The organism is Actinacidiphila sp. bgisy167 (genome assembly GCF_965342175.1).
GTDB lineage: Bacteria > Actinomycetota > Actinomycetes > Streptomycetales > Streptomycetaceae > Actinacidiphila.
Genome location: NZ_CBDRBL010000045.1, coordinates 32,239 through 51,178 on the forward strand (window position 1 = coordinate 32,239; position 18,940 = coordinate 51,178).

Sequence of the window (18,940 nt, forward strand, 5' to 3'; positions counted from 1 at the left end):
GCGAGGCCCAAGGTGGTCCGCCCTGCGCCCCGCGCGCCCTGTATCGCCTTCACCTGTCGTCTCCCCAAACCGGCCCGTGGCGCCGCAGCCCCGCGGCCCACGTGTGAGTCCCCCTCACCTTCGTTCAGAGAACCACACGCGCCCGGTGTTGTGGTCCCGGTATTGTCACCGTTCCGTCCCAGTCGCGGAGCCCGGTGCCGGTCTCAGGCCCCGTCCGCCCACTGCTCCCAGGTCATGTTCCAGCCCCCCAGCCCGTTGTCCGGGGAGACGACACGGTCATGGGAGTTGACGACGGTGACGAGGTCGCCGACGAGCGAGTGCGCGAAGAACCAGCCCGCCGGCGTGGCCGTGCCGCCGCCCTTCACGTCGAAGAGGCCGACGCAGCCGTGACTGGTGTTGGCCGCGCCGAAGGTGCCGGGTGCGGCCCAGTAACTGCCGTGCACGAAGGTGCCGGAGCGGGTGAGCCGCATGGCGTGCGGGACGTCGGGGATGTCGTACTCGCCGCCGAAGCCCACGGTGTCCCCGTTCATCCGGGTCAGGCGGAGCTTCTCCGTGATGACCATCGCCCCGTTGTACGTCGGGTTGGACGGAGCGCCCGCCGAGATCGGCAGGACGCGGAGGACCTGCCCGCCGCGGCGCACGGTGAGGGTGTGCGTGGCGGCGTCCACGGTGCTGGTCTGGTCCCGGCCGATGTCGAAGGTGACGTCCTTGGACTGCACCCCGTACACCCCGGGGGCGGTCTCGACGTCGCGCAACCGCAGGGAGAGCGTCACCTTCGTGCCGGGGCGCCAGCGTTCGCGGGGACGGAAGTCGAGGCGGCGGTCGCCGAACCAGTGCGGGGCGATCTCCACCGGGGGCGAGGAGTGGACGCGGACGGCGCGCTCGACGGCCTCGCGGTCGGCGACCGGCCGGTTGAAGTCCAGAGAGACGATCATGGCCGTGCCGACCGTCTGGCCGTCCTCGGGGGTGAAGTAGCCGATGAGGGTGTTCTTGGGGACGAGAGTGGTGAACACCGCGTGCTTGGCGGCGCGCCGGCCCCCCGGGTCCTCGGCGACGGCGTCCACCGTGTACTTCTCCGAGAGCGCCAGCCTCGACCGGGCGTGCCAGCGGGAGCGGTCCGTGGTGAACACCCCCTCGACCACGTCCCCGTCGCCGTCCTCGACGTGCACGGAGGTGAGCCTGCCCCCCTCCGTCTCGACCGTGAGCGGGTCGTGCGCCTCCACGTCGCGGGTTCCGTCCGCCGGGGTGACGGTGATCCTGGCCTGGGACACCTTCGGGGTGTCGTCGCGCACCGCACCGCTGTCCGCGGGCCCGAGTCCCAGCCCGCACGCCGTCAGCATCCCCGCCAGCCACATGGCGGTGGCAAGCCCCGCCCCCGCGCGCAGAGCGCGCCGCACCGCAGTCGTCACGCTCGGTCAACGACCGGGGGCCCCCGGGGTAACCGCTCCGCCGCTCCGCCGCTCCGATCGATCAGGCGTTTGGCGTCCTCCCGCCCGAAAGGACCCTCCGCAAGGACGGGGATTCCTGGCTCACGTCGGCTGGGGGCCCGCGGTCCACCGGCTCCTGCACGATCAGCACCAGCCGGGTGAGACCGGCTCGGACCGGCATCGCACGGGCGCACTTCCTGTCCCTGGGGAATACGACTTCGCACGCGGCGCAGGACTGCTCCCCGGCCTCAAGGCCGGGGCATCCCGGAGGAACGAGGTGACGCCGCCGGGTGAACGGGAAAGTAAAGCGGGAGGGCGTGAACGCGCACGCGGGGGGACACCGCGCCGCGCACGGGCCCCGGCCGCCGCCGGCCGGGATCCGGCGTCCCCCGAGCCGCAGGAGGCGAGCACGTGTCGGAGACACGCGAGGACGAATCGGTCGACCGGGCCGCGACGCCGCGCCCAGGCGGCCACCGGACCGCCCCCGTGGCCGTGCCGCTGCCGCGCCCGGCGACCGCGCCGGCCGCGCCCGGGCCGGCCGGTTTTGGGGGTGCCATGGTGTGGCCGGGCAGTCCCCAGCCGCTGGGGGCGCGCTTCCACACCGGCCCCGACGGGCGCCCGGGCACCAACTTCGCCCTGTGGGCGGGCGGCGCCGAGTCGGTGGAGCTGTGCCTGTTCGACGACGAGGGGGCCGAGACCAGGGTCCCGCTGACCGAGCTGACCCATGAGATCTGGCACGGCTTCGTGCCCGGGGTGCTGCCCGGCCACCGCTACGGCTACCGGGTCGGCGGCCGCTGGGACCCGTGGACCGGCGCCCGCTGGAACCCGGCCAAGCTGCTGCTCGACCCGTACGCGCGGGCGGTCGACGGCGACTTCACCCTGCCTCCCGAGGTGTACGGCCATGTGCGCGACTGGCCGGAGCAGGCGGTCGCCGACACCGTCCGAGACAACCGCGACTCCGCCCCGCACGTGCCCAAGGGCGTCGTGGTGGACGACGACGACCCGTGGACGGACGACCGCCGGCCCAAGACGCCCTGGGCGGACTCCGTCCTCTACGAGCTGCACGTCCGCGGCTTCACCATGCGCCACCCCGGTATCCCGCCCGAACTGCGCGGCACCTACGCCGGACTGGCCCACCCGGCGGCGATCGAGTACCTCACCGGCCTCGGCGTCACCGCCGTCGAGCTGCTGCCGGTGCACCAGTTCGCCCACGAGGATCACCTGCTGCGCCGGGGCCTGCGCAACTACTGGGGCTACAACTCGATCGGCTACTTCGCCCCGCACGCCGGCTACGCCGCCAGCGGCACCCGCGGGCAGCAGGTGGGCGAGTTCAAGCGGATGGTGCGCGCCCTGCACGACGCGGGGCTGGAGGTGATCCTCGACGTCGTCTACAACCACACTGCCGAGGGCAGCGAGTTCGGGCCCACGCTCTCCTTGCGCGGCATCGACAACCACGGCTACTACCGGCTGCAGGGGGACGCGCGCCGCTACGCCGACTACACCGGCTGCGGCAACACCCTCCACGTCGTCCAGCCCCAGGTGCTCCGGCTGATCACCGACTCCCTGCGCTACTGGGTGACCGAGATGGGCGTCGACGGCTTCCGCTTCGACCTCGCCGCGGCGCTCGCCCGGTCGATGCACGACGTGGACATGCTCTCCCCGTTCCTCGCCGTCATCGCCCAGGACCCGGTGCTGCGCCGGGTCAAGCTCATCGCCGAGCCCTGGGACGTCGGCTCCGGCGGCTACCAGGTGGGCGCCTTCCCGCCGCTGTGGACGGAATGGAACGACCGCTACCGCGACACCGTCCGGGACTTCTGGCGCGGCGCCCGGCACGACGTGCGCGACCTGGGCTACCGGCTGTCCGGCTCCAGCGACCTGTACGCCTGGGGCGGGCGCCGGCCGTACGCCTCGGTCAACTTCATCACCGCCCACGACGGCTTCACCCTGCGCGACCTGGTGACCTACCAGCACAAGCACAACGAGGCCAACGGCGAGGACAACCGCGACGGCACCAACGACAACCGGTCCTGGAACTGCGGCCACGAGGGAGAGACCGACGACCCGGCCGTGGGCGAACTGCGCCGGCGCCAACTGCGCAACATGCTCTCGACGCTGCTGCTGTCGACCGGGGTTCCGATGCTGGTGGCCGGCGACGAGGCGGGCCGCACCCAGGGCGGCAACAACAACGCGTACTGCCAGGACAACGAGATCAGCTGGCTGGACTGGTCGCTGCCGCAGGACCCGGCCTGGGCCTCGCTGCGCGCGCTGACCGCCCGGCTGATCGCGCTGCGCAAGGCGCACCCCGTGCTGCGCCGGCGGGCCTTCTTCTCCGGCCGGCCGCAGTCCGCCGGCGGGCTGCGGGACCTGGCCTGGTTCACCGCGCAGGGCCGGGAGATGACCGAGGCCGACTGGCACGGCCCCACGGCCACGCTCGGGATGTACCTGTCGGGCGCGGACATCCCGCACCGCGACGCACGCGGCCGTCCGGTGACCGACGACAGTTTCCTGGTGGTCCTCCACGCCTCGCACCGCCCGGCCCGCTTCACCCTGCCCGGCGGGCCGTGGGCCCGGGAGTACGAGCTGCTGCTCGACACCTCGCGCGAGGACCAGGCCGAACCGCCGGGCAGCCGGCACCCCGCCGGCCGGGCGCTGACCGTGCCGGGCAGGACGGTGCTGCTGCTGCGCGCCGTCTGACAGGCGAGACGCCGCGGCAGGGGTGTGGACTCGGCCGATTGGTCCAGTCCACACTGGTCGGCCGTGACCTCCGCACCCTCGCCCCCGCCGCCGTGCGCCCCGGGGCCCGGCACGCCCCTCTCCCCCCAGGGCCGCCTGTGGTCAAGGGGGTTCAGCCTGTACTTCACCGCCCGCAGCGTCGCCATGCTGGGCGACTCGATGCTGCCCGTCGCGCTGTCGGCGGGACTGCTGCAGCACGGCTACGGCGCCGGGGACATCGGCTACGCCATGGCGTCCTTCACCGCCTGCTTCGCCGGTCTGGTCGTCTTCGGCGGGGTCTTCGCCGACCGGTTCAGCGCCCGCGGCCTGATGATCGGCGCGGACCTGGTCCGGGTGGGCACGCAGTCACTGGCCGCCTGGCTGTTCTTCTCCGGGCAGGTCGTGCTCTGGCAGATCTGCCTGATCGGCGCGGTCAACGGCGTGGCGGGCGCCATGTTCCAGCCGGGCGTGGCCAGCACGGTGCCCCAGGTGGCCCGGGACGTCCAGGAGGCGAACGGGGTGGTGCGCACCGCCGAGTCGCTGATGGCGCTGGCCGGCCCGGCGCTCGCCGGCGTGCTCGTGGCCTTCACCTCCGCGGGCGGGGTGTTCGCCGCACACGCCGGCACGTACGCGGTGAGCGCCGGGTGCCTGCTGCTGCTCCGGCTGCCGAGGCGCGCGGCGCCGGAGCCCGGGGGCGCCGCCGCGCGCGGCAGCTTCCGGGCCGACCTGGTGGAGGGATGGCGGGAGTTCAGGGCCCGCACCTGGATGTGGTCGGTGATCGTCATCTGGATGGGCTTCATGATCCTCGTGATGGGCCCGGTGACCCCGCTGGCGGCCGGGGAGATCCTGCCCGCGCACGGCCCGAAGGCGTACGGGCTGGTGTCCTCCGCGCTGGGGGCCGGCACCGCGCTCGGCGGGCTGCTGGCGATACGGGTGCGGCCGGCCCGGCCGCTGCGGGGCGGCGCGGTGGCGCTGTTCGGGTTCGCGCTCTACCCGGCGGCGGTCGGCGCCGGGCTGCCGGTGCCGGCGGTGGCGGCGGCGGTGCTGGTCGCGGGGACGTCCTGGGCGTTCTGGAGTGTGATGTGGGCCACCAGCGTGCAGACCCAGGTGCCCGGCGCGATCCTCAACCGGATCCACGCGTACGAGGTCGCCGGCTCGGTCGCCATGCTGCCCGTCGGCCAGGCCCTGGCAGGGCCGGCGGCGGGCTTCTTGGGGGCGCGGCCGGTGCTCCTCGCCGGGGGCGTGGTGACCCTGCTGGTGTGCGCGGCGCTGCTGGCGGTGCCCGCCGTGCGCGGCCTCGGCCGGAAATCGGGATGAGCTTTGTCGGTGGTGGCACGTACTCTCAGGAACGATGCCTGAGTCGACCATCCAACCCGAGCCCGAACGTTCCCGATCCGCGGTGCGCTCACTGCTGCGCCTGTGGCCGTACGTGAAGCCGATCAGCCACCGGCTGTTCGGCTCCGCCGGCGTGGCCGTGGTCGCGTCCTGCCTGGCGCTGCTGATCCCCCTGGTCCTGGAGTGGATCGTGGACGGCCCGGTCGCCGACCACGACCCGTCCGGGGTGTGGCTCGGCGGCGGGCTGGTGCTGCTGCTCGGCCTCCTGGAGGCCGGGCTGTTCGGCGTACGGCGCTGGCTGGTGGCGCGCCCCATGGCCGGGCTCGAGGCGACGATGCGGGCCGACCTGTACCGGCGGCTGCAGCGCCTGCCGGTCGCCTTCCACGACCGCTGGGGATCGGGGCAGCTGCTCTCCCGGGCCACGAACGACCTGCAGATCCTGCGGATGTTCCTGACCTTCCCGATGGTCTTCCTGGCCGTCAACACCGCCACCATCGTCGCGGGTTTCGCGATCCTGTTCTCGCAGCGCTGGTCGCTCGGGTTGATCCTGCTGGGCCCCGTCGTGCCGCTGGTGATCCTGTGCTCGTACTTCGAGGCGCGCTACCAGATCGCCTCCCGGAACGCGCAGGACCAGGTCGGCGACCTGACCACGCTGGTCGAGGAGTCGGTGCTCGGCATCCGCATCATCAAGGCATTCGGCCGGCACCGCAACCAGGCCGAGGCCTTCCGCCGGCAGTCGCGCGAACTGCGCGGCACCGAACTGCGCAAGGCCCGGCTGCTGGCCGACCTGTGGATGGTCATCACCGGCCTGCCGGACGTCGCCCTGGGCGCCGCCCTCGTCCTGGGCGTGGTGCAGGTCGCCGACGGCGACCTGTCGGCCGGCACCCTGGTCGCCTTCCTGTCCACGGCGCTCGCGCTGCGCTGGCCGGTGGAGTCGCTGGGCTGGCTGCTGTCCTTCAGCAACGAGGCGGCCACCGCCGCCGACCGCGTCTTCGAGGTCCTCGACACCGAGATCCCGCCGGAGACCGGCACGGAGACGCACAGCGCCACGGGGGCCGTTCCCGGTGGGCCGGAGCGGCCCGCCGACGGCATCCGGTTCAGCGGAGTGCGCTTCCGCTACCCCGACGCCCCCGAGGGCACCCCCGACCTGCTCACCGGGATCGACCTGCACATCCGCAGCGGCGAGACGGTGGCGCTGGTCGGCGCGACGGGCAGCGGCAAGACGAGCCTGACGGCGCTCATCCCGCGTCTGTACGAGCCCACCGGCGGCCGCGTCCTGCTGGACGGCATCGACGCCGCGCTGCTCACCCGCTCCACCCTGCGCTCCCTGGTCGCGACGGCCTTCGAGGAACCGACCCTGTTCTCCGCCAGCGTGCGGGAGAACGTGCTGATGGGCGCGCCCGACGCCGGGGAGGCGGATCTGCTGCGGGCGCTGGAGATCGCCCAGTGCGACTTCGTCCACAAGCTGCCGCTGGGTGTGGACACCCAGGTCGGCGAGCAGGGCCTGAGCCTGTCGGGCGGTCAGCGGCAGCGGCTCGCGCTGGCACGGGCGGTCGTCGGCCGCCCCCGCTTCCTGGTGCTGGACGACCCCTTGTCCGCCCTCGACGTGCACACCGAGGCCCTCGTCGAGGCGGCCCTGCGGCAGGTGCTGGCCACCACCACGGCGCTGGTGGTCGCCCACCGCCCCTCCACGGTGATGCTCGCCGACCGGGTGGCGCTGCTGTCGGAGGGCCGGATCGCCGCGGTCGGCACCCACCAGGAGCTCCTGTCCTCCTCCGCGGCCTACCGCCGCCTGATGTCCGGTCAGGACGGGAGCACGCCCGCCGCGCCGGACCGCCAGCAATTCGAAGGGAGCAGCACCCGATGACGTCCGTCACTCAGGCGCAGCCCGCCGCGCAGTCGGCCGACGAGGAACCGGCGGGTCTCCGGGGCACCGGAAAGGCGCAGGAGGCCCCTGCGGACGACGCCTTCGACCGGGACCGGCTCCCGGCGCCCGAGGGGGCGTCACGCGCCCTGCTGCGGGAGCTGATCGGGCCGCACCGGCGGCGCGTGTGGCTGGCGGCCGTGATCCTGCTGCTGCAGCAGGCGGCCGTGCAGGCGGGCCCGCTGATCGTGGCGGTGGCGATCGACCGGGCCATCCCGGCGCTGCGCCGCGACGACAACGGCCCGCTGATCGCGGTGGCGGTCGGCTACATCGGCTGCGCCGTCGCCGGCGGTCTGCTGCAGCGTTCGTTCATCCGGCAGGCCGGACGAGTCTGCCAGGACGTGCTGGTCGAGCTGCGCGGCCGGATCTTCCGCCACGCCCAGGCCCTCGGCCTGGACTTCCACGAGCGCTACACCTCGGGCCGGATCATCGCCCGCGCCACCTCCGACGTGGAGTCGATCCGGGAGCTGCTGACCGAGGGCCTCCAGGAGCTGCTGAACGTGGGGCTGTCGGTCCTCTACATCTCGGCGGTCCTGCTGTGGCTGGACTGGGGGCTCGGTCTGTTCGCTCTGGCCACCGCGGTGCCGCTGGTGGTGACCGTGCGGATCTTCCGGCGCCGGTCGGCCAAGGTCTACACGCGCCGCTCCGCCGCGATCGCGGCCGTCATCGTGCGCTTCACCGAGACGATGAACGGCATCCGGCCCGTGCAGGCCTTCCGCCGCGAGAAGGCGAACGACGAGGCGTTCGACGAGCTCAACACCGCCCACCGGCAGGCCAACGGCGACGCGATCCTGGAGATGGGCCGCTTCACCGTCTCCTCCTGGCTGATCGCCAACACCTCGGTGGCGCTGGTGGTGCTGTGGGGCGCGTACCGCGTGGCCTCCGGCTCCCTGGCGCTCGGTGTGCTCGCCGCCTTCGTGCTCTACCTGCGGCGGCTGTACGCGCCGATCGACCCCCTCGGGATGTTCCTCAACTCCTACCAGTCGGCGGCCGCGTCGCTGGAGAAGATCGCCGGGCTGCTGGCCCAGCGGCCGTCGGTGCCCGAGCCGGAGACGCCGCGGGCGCTGCCGGCCCGGGAGGCGGCCATCCCCGGCCGCGAGGTCGTCTTCGAGCAGGTCCGGTTCGCCTACCGCACCGGCGGGGAGGTGCTGCCCCGCTTCGACCTGCGGTTGCCCGCAGGGCAGACGGTCGCGGTCGTGGGCGCCACCGGCGCGGGCAAGTCGACGCTGGCCAAGCTGCTGGCCCGGTTCTACGACCCGACCGAGGGCCGGGTCACCCTCGACGGGGTGGACCTGCGCGATCTGTCCCTGCCCGAGCTGCGACGCGGGGTGGTCATGGTGACCCAGGAGGCCTTCCTCTTCTCCGGCACCGTCGCCGAGAACATCGCCATCGGGCGCCCCGAGGCCACCCGCGAGGAGATCGAGCAGGCCGCCAGGGCGATCGGCGCCCATGACTTCATCGCCGCGCTGCCCGAGGGCTACGACACCGACGTCCGCAAGCGCGGCGGCCGCATCTCGGCGGGCCAGCGCCAGTTGGTGGCCTTCGCCCGCGCGCTGCTCGCCGACCCCGCGGTGCTCATCCTGGACGAGGCGACCTCCTCGCTGGACGTACCGGGCGAACGGGCGGTGCAGCAGGCCATGCGCGAGGTGCTGCGCGGCCGCACGGCGGTGATCATCGCGCACCGTCTGTCGACGGTGGAGATCGCGGACCGGGTGCTGGTGATGGACCAGGGCCGCGTCGTGGAGGACGGCACCCCGGCCGCACTCGTCTCGGGCGCGGGCCGCTTCGCGGATCTGCACCAGGCCTGGCGAGACAGCCTCGTCTGACCCGTGCCGAAGGCCGGTGACGGAGGGTCCGTCACCGGCCTTCGGCATGCGGTGTCCCGCGCGGAGCGAAGATCCCCAAGAGAGCAGATCCGGCCATTTGTTGGCACGCGCATGACACTGCTCCGGAAGTGATGGCAATCTTCCCGGGTCGGTCGCAGCACCGGTGGACGCACCCCACCCACCCTGCGCCCGGCGCTCGTCCGCACACCCACCCGTATCCCACCCGCACGCCCAGTTCCACCCGGGCAGCACACCCCGTCTGCCCGGCTGTCCCGGCCGCTGCACGCGGCCGACGCAGTAGGAGTTTGCGTGAGACGAACCCCCCACACGGCGGTCGCGGCCACCAGCCTGGTCGCCACCGTCGCGTTCCTCGCCGTCGGTATACCGGTGACCACCGCCGCGGCGGACCCCGCCCCCCACACCAGCACCCTCCGCGCCGGTGCGCTCGAGGCCCCGCTGACCCCGGCCCAGCGCACCGCGCTCATCAGGAGCGCCGACGGCGAGACGGACGCCACGGCCGGGCGACTCGGCCTGGGCGCCAAGGAGAAGCTCGTCGTCAAGGACGTGGTCAAGGACGCCGACGGCACGCTGCACACCCGCTACGAGCGGACGTACGCCGGGCTCCCGGTGCTCGGGGGCGACCTCGTGGTGCACAGCCCGGCGAAGGACACCGGCACGCTGAGCACCACGTTCAACACCGACAAGCAGATCACGGTGCCCTCGACGACGCCGAAGGTGTCCGGAACCGCCGCCACCGCCTCCGCCCTGAGGAGCGCCAAGGCCCTCGACGTCGCGGCCCCCGCCGCCAAGGACGCCCGCAAGGTCGTCTGGGCGGGCCGGGGCGAGCCGAAGCTCGCCTGGGAGACGGTGGTGGGCGGTGTGCAGGACGACGGCACCCCGAGCCGGCTGCATGTGATCACCGACGCCGCCACCGGCGACGAGCTGTCCCGCTACGACGACGTCAAGACCGGCACCGGGAACACCCAGTACAGCGGCCGGGTGTCGCTCAGCACCACGCTGTCCGGCTCGACGTACCAGCTGACCGACAACACGCGCGGCGGCCACAAGACGTACAACCTCAACCACGCCACCGGCGGCACGGGCACGCTCTTCACCGACGCCGACGACATCTGGGGCGACGGCACGGGGGCGGGCGTCCAGACCGCGGCGGCCGACGCGGCCTACGGCGCCCAGGAGACCTGGGACTTCTACAAGGACACCTTCGGCCGCAACGGCATCAGGAACGACGGTGTCGGCGCGTCCTCGCGGGTCCACTTCGGCACCAACTACGACAACGCCGGCTGGGACGACAGCTGCTTCTGCATGCTCTACGGCGACGGCGTCGGCGGCAACCGCCCGCTGACCGCCCTCGACGTCGCGGGCCACGAGATGAGCCACGGCGTCACCTCCGCCACCGCCAACCTCATCTACGCCGGGGAGTCCGGCGGGCTGAACGAGGCCACCTCCGACATCTTCGCCGCCGGCGTCGAGTTCTACTCCGACACCAGCGCCGACCCCGGTGACTACCTCGTCGGCGAGAAGATCGACATCAACGGCAACGGCACTCCGCTGCGTTACATGGACGAGCCCTCCAAGGACGGCCTGTCGGCCGACTACTGGTACTCCGGCCTCGGCAACATCAACGTCCACTACTCCTCGGGCCCGGCGAACCACATGTTCTACCTGCTCGCCGAGGGCAGCGGCAGCAAGGTGGTCAACGGGGTCTCCTACGACAGTCCCACCGTCGACGGCCTTCCGGTCACCGGCATCGGCCGCGCCGCCGCGCTGCAGATCTGGTACAAGGCACTGACCACGTACATGACGAGCAACACCGACTACGCGGGCGCCCGCACCGCCGCGCTGAACGCCGCCTCGTCGCTCTACGGCGCCTCCTCCGCCCAGTACGCGGGCGTGCAGAACGCCTTCGCGGCCATCGGCGTCGGCAGCCGGGCCCCCGTCGAGGGCGTCACGGTCACCAACCCGGGCAACCGGTCCAGCGTCACCGGCACCGCCGTCAGCCTGCAGATCCAGGCCAGCAGCACCAACAGCGGCGCCCTGAGCTACGCGGCGACCGGCCTGCCGGCAGGGCTGACGATCAACTCCTCCACAGGGCTGATCTCCGGCACCCCGACCGCCGCCGGGACCTACAGCACCACGGTCACGGTCACCGACAGCGCCGCCAAGACCGGCACCGCCTCCTTCACCTGGACGGTCAACGCCCCCGGCAGCTGCGCTACGACGCAACTGCTCGGCAACCCCGGCTTCGAGTCGGGCAGTGCCTCCTGGACCGCGTCCACCGGCGTCATCACCAACGACCGCGCCCAGGCCGCCCACGGCGGTTCGTACAAGGCGTGGCTCAACGGCTACGCCACCACCCACACCGACACGCTCTCCCAGTCGGTGAGCGTCCCGGCCGGCTGCAGGGCCACCTTCAGCTTCTGGCTGCACATCGACTCCGCGGAGACGACCACCAGCACCCAGTACGACAAGCTGACGGTCACCGCCGGATCGACCACCCTGGCCACCTACTCCAACCTCAACAAGGCATCGGGCTACACCCAGAAGTCCTTCAGCCTGGACGCCTTCGCCGGCTCCACCGTGACCCTGAAGTTCACCGGCGCCGAGGACTCCTCGCTGCAGACGAGCTTCGTGATCGACGACACCGCGGTGACCACCGGCAACTGATCCGCACCGGCTGATCGCGAACACCGGGCCCCGGCCGTCACCCTCGACGACCGGGGCCCAACCGTGTTTGCTCTGACGTCCGCTCAGCGCAGCACGCCGGCCGTCATCCCCGCCACTTCCGGCGGCACGGCGATGAGCCCGAGCTCCGCGACAGAGGCGAGCAGCCGGTGCGTCGGCAGGACACGCACGGTGTAACCGAAAGGACCCGTCCGGTCGAGAGCGAGCGGTCCCTCGAAGAGCCAGCGGCCCTCCACATCCGGCCGCCCACCCGGCTTGAGGGACACCACCGCCGGGTCGGCGATCCGATCGGAGTCGTCGACCCGCCCGGACACCACCTGGACGTCCACATCCCCGGGCTCCAGGCCACCCAGGGTCACCTGGACCCGCAGGGTCAGCGTCGTCCCGAGCTCCGGTGTGCCGCCGACCGCCGCCGTGGTCTCCACATGGTCGACGGCGACCTGCGGCCACCGCTCGCGCACCCGGCGCTTCCACGCGGCGAGTCCGGCGGCCTCCGCGCCGCCCACGAGGCGGTGGGCGCGCGCGGCGGGCGCATAGAGACGGGTCACGTACTCGCGGACCATGCGCCCGGCGAGCACCTTCGGGCCCAGGGTGCTCAGGGTGTGCCGGACCATCTCGATCCAGCGGACCGGCAGACCGTGCGCGCCGCGGTCGTAGAACCGGGGCGCGACCTGGTTCTCGATCAGGTCGTAGAGGGCGGCGGCCTCGATGTCGTCGCGGCGGTCGGGGTCGCCGGCCGCGCCGAAGCCGTCGGCGGTGGGGATCGCCCACCCGTTGTTGCCGTCGAACCACTCGTCCCACCAGCCGTCCAGGACGGACAGGTTGAGGCAGCCGTTCAGCGCGGCCTTCATGCCCGAGGTGCCGCACGCCTCCAGCGGCCGCAGCGGGTTGTTCAGCCAGACGTCGCACCCGGGGTAGAGGTGCTGGGCCATGGCCATGTCGTAGTCCGGCAGGAAGACGATGCGGTGCCGCACCCGGGGGTCGTCGGCGAAGCGCACCAGCTCCTGCACCAGCCGCTTGCCGCTGTCGTCGGCCGGGTGCGCCTTGCCCGCGACCACGATCTGGATCGGCCGGGACGGGTGCAGCAGCAGCTCCATCAGCCGGTCCTGGTCGCGCAGCATCAAGGTGAGCCGCTTGTACGACGGGACCCGGCGGGCGAAGCCCATGGTCAGCACGTCCGGGTCGAGGACGTCGTCGACCCAGCCCAGTTCGGCCGAGCCGGCGCCGCGGTGCCGCCACGAGGCGCGCACCCTGCGGCGCACCTCCCGCACGAGGTGTTCGCGCAGCTCCCGGCGCAGCTCCCAGATCGCGGCGTCGGGGATGCGGAAGACGCTCTCCCAGGTGTCGTCGAGCCCGGTGGTCATGGCGTCCTCGACGTTGCGGACGCCGGCCTGCCGGGCGCCGAGCCGCAAGACCTGCGGCGCCACCCAGGTGGGGGCGTGCACGCCGTTGGTGATGGAGGTGATCGGCACCTCCTCCGGGTCGAAGCCCGGCCACAGCCCGGCGAACATCTCGCGGCTGACGCGGCCGTGCAGGGTCGACACGCCGTTGGCGCGCTGGGCGAGGCGCAGCCCCATCACGGCCATGTTGAAGACGTTGGGGTCGCCGCCGGGGTAGGTCTCCATCCCCAGCTCCAGCACGCGCTGGACGTCCACGCCGCGCAGCTCGCCGTCGTCGCCGAGGTGCCGGGCCACCAGCTCGCGGTCGAAGCGGTCGATGCCCGCCGGCACGGGGGTGTGGGTGGTGAAGACGGTGCCGGCCCGCACGGCCTCCAGGGCCGAGTCGAAGTCCAGTCCTTCCCCGTCGGCGGCGAGTTCGCGGATGCGCTCCAGCCCGAGGAAGCCCGCGTGGCCCTCGTTGGTGTGGAAGACCTCGGGCTCCGGGTGCCCGGTCAGCGCGCAGTAGGTGCGCACGGCCCGGACGCCGCCGATCCCGAGCAGCATCTCCTGCAGCAGCCGGTGCTCGCTGCCGCCGCCGTAGAGGCGGTCGGTGACGTCCCGTTCGCCCGGGTGGTTCTCCTCGACGTCGGAGTCCAGGAGCAGCAGCGGGACCCGGCCGACCCTGGCCAGCCAGACGTGGGCGCGCAGGCTGCGCCCGCCGGGCAGGTCCAGGACGATCAGGACGGGGCCGCCGTGCTCGTCGCGCAGCAGCGACAGCGGCAGCTCGTTCGGGTCGAGCACCGGGTAGTGCTCCTGCTGCCAGCCGTCCCGGGACAGGGACTGGCGGAAGTAGCCGTGCCGGTAGAGCAGGCCGACCCCGATCAGCGGCACGCCCAGGTCGCTGGCGGCCTTGAGGTGGTCGCCGGCCAGGATGCCGAGTCCTCCCGAGTACTGCGGCAGCGCGGCGGTGATGCCGAACTCGGGCGAGAAGTAGGCGATGGCGGAGGGGAGTTCCCCGGCCTCGGCGGCGCCCTGGTACCAGCGCGGGTTGCCGAGGTAGTCGTGGAGGTCCTCGACGGCGGCGTCGAGCCGGCGGAGGAACCTGCGGTCCTTGGCGAGGGCGTTCAGCCGGTCCTTGGAGACGGCGCCGAGCAGCCGCACGGGGTCGCCGGCCGCCGCTCTGAAGCCCTCCGGGTCGACGGACTGGAAGAGCTCGCGGGTCTCGTTGTGCCAGGACCAGCGCAGATTCTGCGCGAGCTCCCCCAGGGGACGTAGTGGTTCGGGCAGGACGGTTCGCACGGTGAATCGACGAATAGCCTTCACATCACTCACTTTCGGTGCATATGCCTGACCTTGAGTGAAGCGCATCTCCGACGGTAGCGGCATCTTTCGGTGCGGTGGTGACAACCGGGTACCCGATGTCCCGAAGCCGGGCGTGCCGCGCGGCTCCCGCGCCTGGCGCACCGGACGTCACGGGCGTTCCCGACTCCTCGCGCACGCGTCCGCGCGCGCCTCGTCAGCGTGTCGGACGACGGCTACGACCGACGCGGCAGGGCAGGTCGGACGACGCGCACCGCGAGGGCTACATCGGGCGTCCACGACCGGGGCACGGGCGGGTCCCGGTGCGCCGGACGGTCGCGTCCGCCGTCCGGGCCGAAGGTGGCCGGTTCTGTGCGTCCGGACGCCGCCGGGACCGCCCCGCACGCAACTTACGCGTCAGTACCCCTTCCCGTGGAGCTTTCGACCGTCATCCAATGGGCAGGCTCCCTCCGGCGCGACGCGGCGCCGAACCCCCGTACCACAACTGATATCCGCCCACCCGAGTGAACGCGGACAGGAGCGGTCATGCCCACAGGCAGGCATCCGAAGGAGCAGATAGAAAGAGCGGAAGGTACCCGCCCGGCCACCCGTACCCACAGGTGAGGCGCAATGATCGGTCGTATCCCCGTCCTGGACGTCCGCCCGCTCGTCGACTGCGGCCGCCGCCCCGCCAAGGCCGTGGTCGGCGAGACCTTCCAGATCACCGCCACCGTCTTCCGCGAGGGCCATGACGCGGTGGCGGCGAACGTGGTCCTGCGCAACCCGTCGGGACGTTCCGGTCCGCGGATCCCCATGCGCGAACTCGCCCCCGGCACCGACCGGTGGGGCGCCGAGGTGACGCCCACCGCGGAGGGCCGCTGGACGTACACGGTGGAGGCCTGGAGCGATCCGGTGGCCACCTGGCGGCACCACGCGGGCATCAAGATCCCCGCGGGCATCGACACCGAACTGGTCCTCGCCGAGGGGGCCGCACTGCACGAGCGCGCCGCGGCCGGGGTGCCGAAGAAGGACGGCCGGGCCGTCGTGCTGGCCGCCGCCGACGCCCTGCGCGACACCTCCCGCACCCCCGCGGAGCGGCACGCCGCCGCGCTCGCGCCCGAGGTGGTGGAGGTACTCGGCCGGCACCCGCTGCGCGACCTGGTGAGCGCCTCCCGCCCGGCGCCCCTCCAGGTGGAGCGGCAGCGCGCGCTGTTCGGGTCCTGGTACGAGATGTTCCCCAGGTCCGAGGGAGCGGTGGTGGACCCCACGGGCCGCCGCCCACCGTCATCGGGCACCTTCCGCACGGCCGCCGAGCGGCTTCCGGCGATCGCCGCGATGGGCTTCGACGTGGTCTACCTGCCGCCCATCCACCCGATCGGCTCAGCGTTCCGCAAGGGGCCGGACAACGCGCTGGAAGCCGGCCCGCACGACGTGGGCTCGCCCTGGGCGATCGGCTCCGCGGAGGGGGGCCACGACGCCGTCCACCCGGATCTCGGCACGATCGAGGACTTCGACTTCTTCGTGGAGCGGGCCCGCGAGCTGCGGCTGGAGATCGCCCTGGACTTCGCGCTGCAGTGCTCCCCGGACCACCCGTGGGTCGGCAAGCACCCCGAGTGGTTCACCACCCGGGCGGACGGCACGATCGCGTACGCCGAGAACCCGCCGAAGAAGTACCAGGACATCTACCCGATCGCCTTCGACGCCGACTTCGGCGGCATCGTGCAGGAGACCGAGCGGGTGCTGCGGCACTGGATGGACCACGGGGTGCGGATCTTCCGCGTCGACAACCCGCACACCAAACCGGTGGTGTTCTGGGAGAAGGTCATCGCCGACATCAACCGCACCGACCCCGACGTCATCTTCCTGGCGGAGGCGTTCACCCGTCCGGCGATGATGCGCACACTGGCCCAGATCGGCTTCCAGCAGTCGTACACGTACTTCACCTGGCGCAACGGCAAGCACGAACTGACCGAGTACCTGACGGAGCTGTCGGGCGAGGCCGCGAGCTACATGCGGCCCAACTTCTTCGTCAACACCCCGGACATCCTTCACGCCTACCTGCAGCACGGCGGCCGTCCGGCGTTCGAGGTGCGCGCGGTCCTGGCGGCGACGCTCTCGCCCACCTGGGGGGTGTACGCCGGGTACGAGCTCTGCGAGAACGCGCCGGTGCGCGAGGGAAGCGAAGAGTACCTACACTCGGAGAAGTACGAGCTGAGGCCCCGTGACTGGGCGGCAGCCGAGGCCGAAGGCCGTTCGCTGGCTCCGCTGCTCACCACGCTGAACCGGCTGCGACGCCGCCACCCCGCGCTCCAGCAGCTGCGCGACCTGCGCTTCCACCCCGTGGACAACGACGCGGTGCTGGCGTACTCCAAGCGCTCGGGCGACGGCGGGGACGTCGTACTGGTGGTCGTCAACCTGGACCCGCACCACACCCAGGAGGCGACCGTCTCGTTGAACATGCCGGACCTCGGCCTCGCATGGCACGAGTCCATCCCGGTGCGCGACGAGCTCACCGGCGAGACCTACCACTGGGGCAGGGACAACTATGTGCGCCTCGAACCGGGCCGCGCGCCCGCGCACATCCTCACCCTGCGACCTACTCCATCGACAGGAGGGTCACCCACTTGATCGTCAACGAACCCGTACCTGACACGTTCGAAGACACCCCGGCCAAGGACCGGGACCCCGACTGGTTCAAGCGGGCCGTCTTCTACGAGGTGCTCGTACGGTCCTTCCAGGACAGCAACGGCGACGGCATCGGCGACCTCAAGGGACTCACCGCCAAACTTGACTATCTGCAGTGGCTCGGCGTCGACTGCCTGTGGCTGCCGCCGTTCTTCGCCTCGCCGCTGCGCGACGGCGGCTACGACGTCTCGGACTACACGGCCGTACTGCCGGAATTCGGGGACCTGGCCGACTTCGTGGAGTTCGTGGACGCCGCCCACCAGCGCGGGATGCGCGTGATCATCGACTTCGTCGTCAACCACACCAGCGACCAGCACGAGTGGTTCCAGCAGTCCCGCACCGACCCGGACGGCCCCTACGGCGACTACTACGTCTGGGCGGACGACGACAAGCAGTACCAGGACGCCCGCATCATCTTCGTCGACACCGAGAGCTCCAACTGGACCTTCGACCCGGTGCGCAAGCAGTACTACTGGCACCGCTTCTTCTCGCACCAGCCGGATCTCAACTACGAGAACCCCAAGGTGCAGGAGGAGATCCTGGCCGCCCTGCGCTTCTGGCTGGACCTCGGCATCGACGGCTTCCGGCTGGACGCGGTGCCGTACCTGTACCAGGAGGAGGGCACCAACTGCGAGAACCTGCCGCGCACCCACGACTTCCTGAAGCGGGTCCGCCAGGAGATCGACGCCCACTACCCCGACACGGTGCTGCTCGCCGAGGCCAACCAGTGGCCCGAGGACGTCGTCGACTACTTCGGCGACTACGCCAAGGGCGGCGACGAGTGCCACATGGCCTTCCACTTCCCGGTCATGCCGCGCATCTTCATGGCGGTGCGCCGGGAGTCCCGCTACCCGGTCTCGGAGATCCTCGCCAAGACCCCGGCCATCCCGCGCAACTGCCAGTGGGGCATCTTCCTGCGCAACCACGACGAGTTGACGCTCGAGATGGTGACGGACGAAGAGCGCGACTACATGTACGCGGAGTACGCCAAGGACCCGCGCATGCGGGCCAACATCGGCATCCGGCGCCGGCTCTCCCCGCTGCTGGACAACGACCGCAACCAGATCGAGCTCTTCACCGCGTTGCTGCTCTCCCTGCCGGGCTCGCCGATCCTCTACTACGGCGACGAGATCGGCATGGGCGACAACATCTGGCTCGGGGACCGCGACGCGGTGCGCACCCCGATGCAGTGGACTCCCGACCGCAACGCGGGCTTCTCCTCCTGCGACCCGGGACGGCTCTATCTGCCCACCATCATGGACCCGGTCTACGGCTACCAAGTCACCAATGTCGAGGCACAGATGAGCTCCCCGAGCTCGCTGCTGCACTGGACCCGCCGGATGGTCGAGATCCGCAAGCAGAACCCGGCCTTCGGCCTGGGGTCGTACACCGAACTGCCCTCCACGAACCCGGCGGTCCTGGCCTTCCTGCGCGAGGCCCCCTCGACCGAGGGCAGGGGCGACGACCTCGTCCTGTGCGTGAACAACTTCTCGCGCTTCGCCCAGCCCACCGAGCTCGACCTGCGGCCCTTCACCGGCCGGCACCCCGTGGAGCTGATCGGCGGAGTGCGCTTCCCGGCCATCGGCGAATGGCCCTACCTGCTCACCCTCGCCGGTCACGGCTTCTACTGGTTCCGGCTGCGCCGCGACG

At 72.1% G+C, this 18,940-nt stretch carries 9 protein-coding genes; 7 read left to right on the forward strand and 2 right to left on the reverse strand.

The genetic code is table 11. The features are described from left to right. Positions 1 to 203 precede the first annotated feature (203 nt). Positions 204 to 1,340 (reverse strand): L,D-transpeptidase, encoded by a 1,137-nt coding sequence (locus ACRWND_RS18365; protein ID WP_431950643.1) that lies wholly within the window; start codon positions 1,338 to 1,340, stop codon positions 204 to 206. Positions 1,341 to 1,982: 642 nt separating this feature from the next. On the opposite strand from ACRWND_RS18365, the gene glgX reads away from it, so the two are divergent. The 5 genes from glgX to ACRWND_RS18390 all read left to right on the forward strand — a co-directional run bounded on the left by glgX (position 1,983) and on the right by ACRWND_RS18390 (position 11,909). Then, positions 1,983 to 4,121 (forward strand): glycogen debranching protein GlgX, encoded by a 2,139-nt coding sequence (gene glgX, locus ACRWND_RS18370; RefSeq protein WP_431950645.1) that lies wholly within the window; start codon positions 1,983 to 1,985, stop codon positions 4,119 to 4,121. A gap of 63 nt (positions 4,122 to 4,184) precedes the next feature. After that, on the forward strand, positions 4,185 to 5,456 hold the full coding sequence (locus ACRWND_RS18375) for an MFS transporter (protein ID WP_431950627.1): 1,272 nt from the start codon (positions 4,185 to 4,187) through the stop codon (positions 5,454 to 5,456). A 34-nt stretch (positions 5,457 to 5,490) separates the two neighbouring features. Beyond that, positions 5,491 to 7,341, forward strand: coding sequence for an ABC transporter ATP-binding protein (locus ACRWND_RS18380; protein ID WP_431950629.1), 1,851 nt, complete (start codon positions 5,491 to 5,493; stop codon positions 7,339 to 7,341). Then, the gene (locus ACRWND_RS18385; protein WP_431950631.1) at positions 7,338 to 9,224 is read left to right on the forward strand and encodes an ABC transporter ATP-binding protein; all 1,887 of its coding nucleotides are present in this window, start codon (positions 7,338 to 7,340) and stop codon (positions 9,222 to 9,224) included. The genes ACRWND_RS18380 and ACRWND_RS18385 overlap by 4 nt, the downstream gene beginning before the upstream one ends. A gap of 309 nt (positions 9,225 to 9,533) precedes the next feature. Then, the gene (locus ACRWND_RS18390; protein WP_431950633.1) at positions 9,534 to 11,909 is read left to right on the forward strand and encodes a M4 family metallopeptidase; all 2,376 of its coding nucleotides are present in this window, start codon (positions 9,534 to 9,536) and stop codon (positions 11,907 to 11,909) included. An 83-nt stretch (positions 11,910 to 11,992) separates the two neighbouring features. On the opposite strand, the gene glgP is transcribed toward ACRWND_RS18390, so the two are convergent. Further along, the gene (gene glgP / locus ACRWND_RS18395) at positions 11,993 to 14,629 is read right to left on the reverse strand and encodes an alpha-glucan family phosphorylase (protein ID WP_431950647.1); all 2,637 of its coding nucleotides are present in this window, start codon (positions 14,627 to 14,629) and stop codon (positions 11,993 to 11,995) included. Positions 14,630 to 15,235: 606 nt separating this feature from the next. Here glgP and ACRWND_RS18400 point away from each other — a divergent pair. Both ACRWND_RS18400 and treS read left to right on the forward strand, forming a co-directional pair. Then, positions 15,236 to 17,233, forward strand: coding sequence for an alpha-1,4-glucan--maltose-1-phosphate maltosyltransferase (locus ACRWND_RS18400; RefSeq protein WP_431950635.1), 1,998 nt, complete (start codon positions 15,236 to 15,238; stop codon positions 17,231 to 17,233). After that, positions 17,230 to 18,940: maltose alpha-D-glucosyltransferase (treS, locus tag ACRWND_RS18405; RefSeq protein WP_431950637.1), on the forward strand; the 1,711-nt coding region annotated here is incomplete at its 3' end. The genes ACRWND_RS18400 and treS, both read left to right, overlap by 4 nt.

What these genes read in the sequence shown, in the direction of transcription:
- ACRWND_RS18400 (WP_431950635.1), top strand. Translation starts at nt 15,236, where the DNA reads ATGATCGGTCGTATCCCCGTCCTGGACGTCCGCCCGCTCGTCGACTGC.
- ACRWND_RS18385 (WP_431950631.1), top strand. Translation starts at nt 7,338, where the DNA reads ATGACGTCCGTCACTCAGGCGCAGCCCGCCGCGCAGTCGGCCGACGAG.
- ACRWND_RS18380 (WP_431950629.1), top strand. Translation starts at nt 5,491, where the DNA reads ATGCCTGAGTCGACCATCCAACCCGAGCCCGAACGTTCCCGATCCGCG.
- ACRWND_RS18365 (WP_431950643.1), bottom strand. Translation starts at nt 1,340, where the DNA reads ATGCTGACGGCGTGCGGGCTGGGACTCGGGCCCGCGGACAGCGGTGCG.
- glgX (WP_431950645.1), top strand. Translation starts at nt 1,983, where the DNA reads ATGGTGTGGCCGGGCAGTCCCCAGCCGCTGGGGGCGCGCTTCCACACC.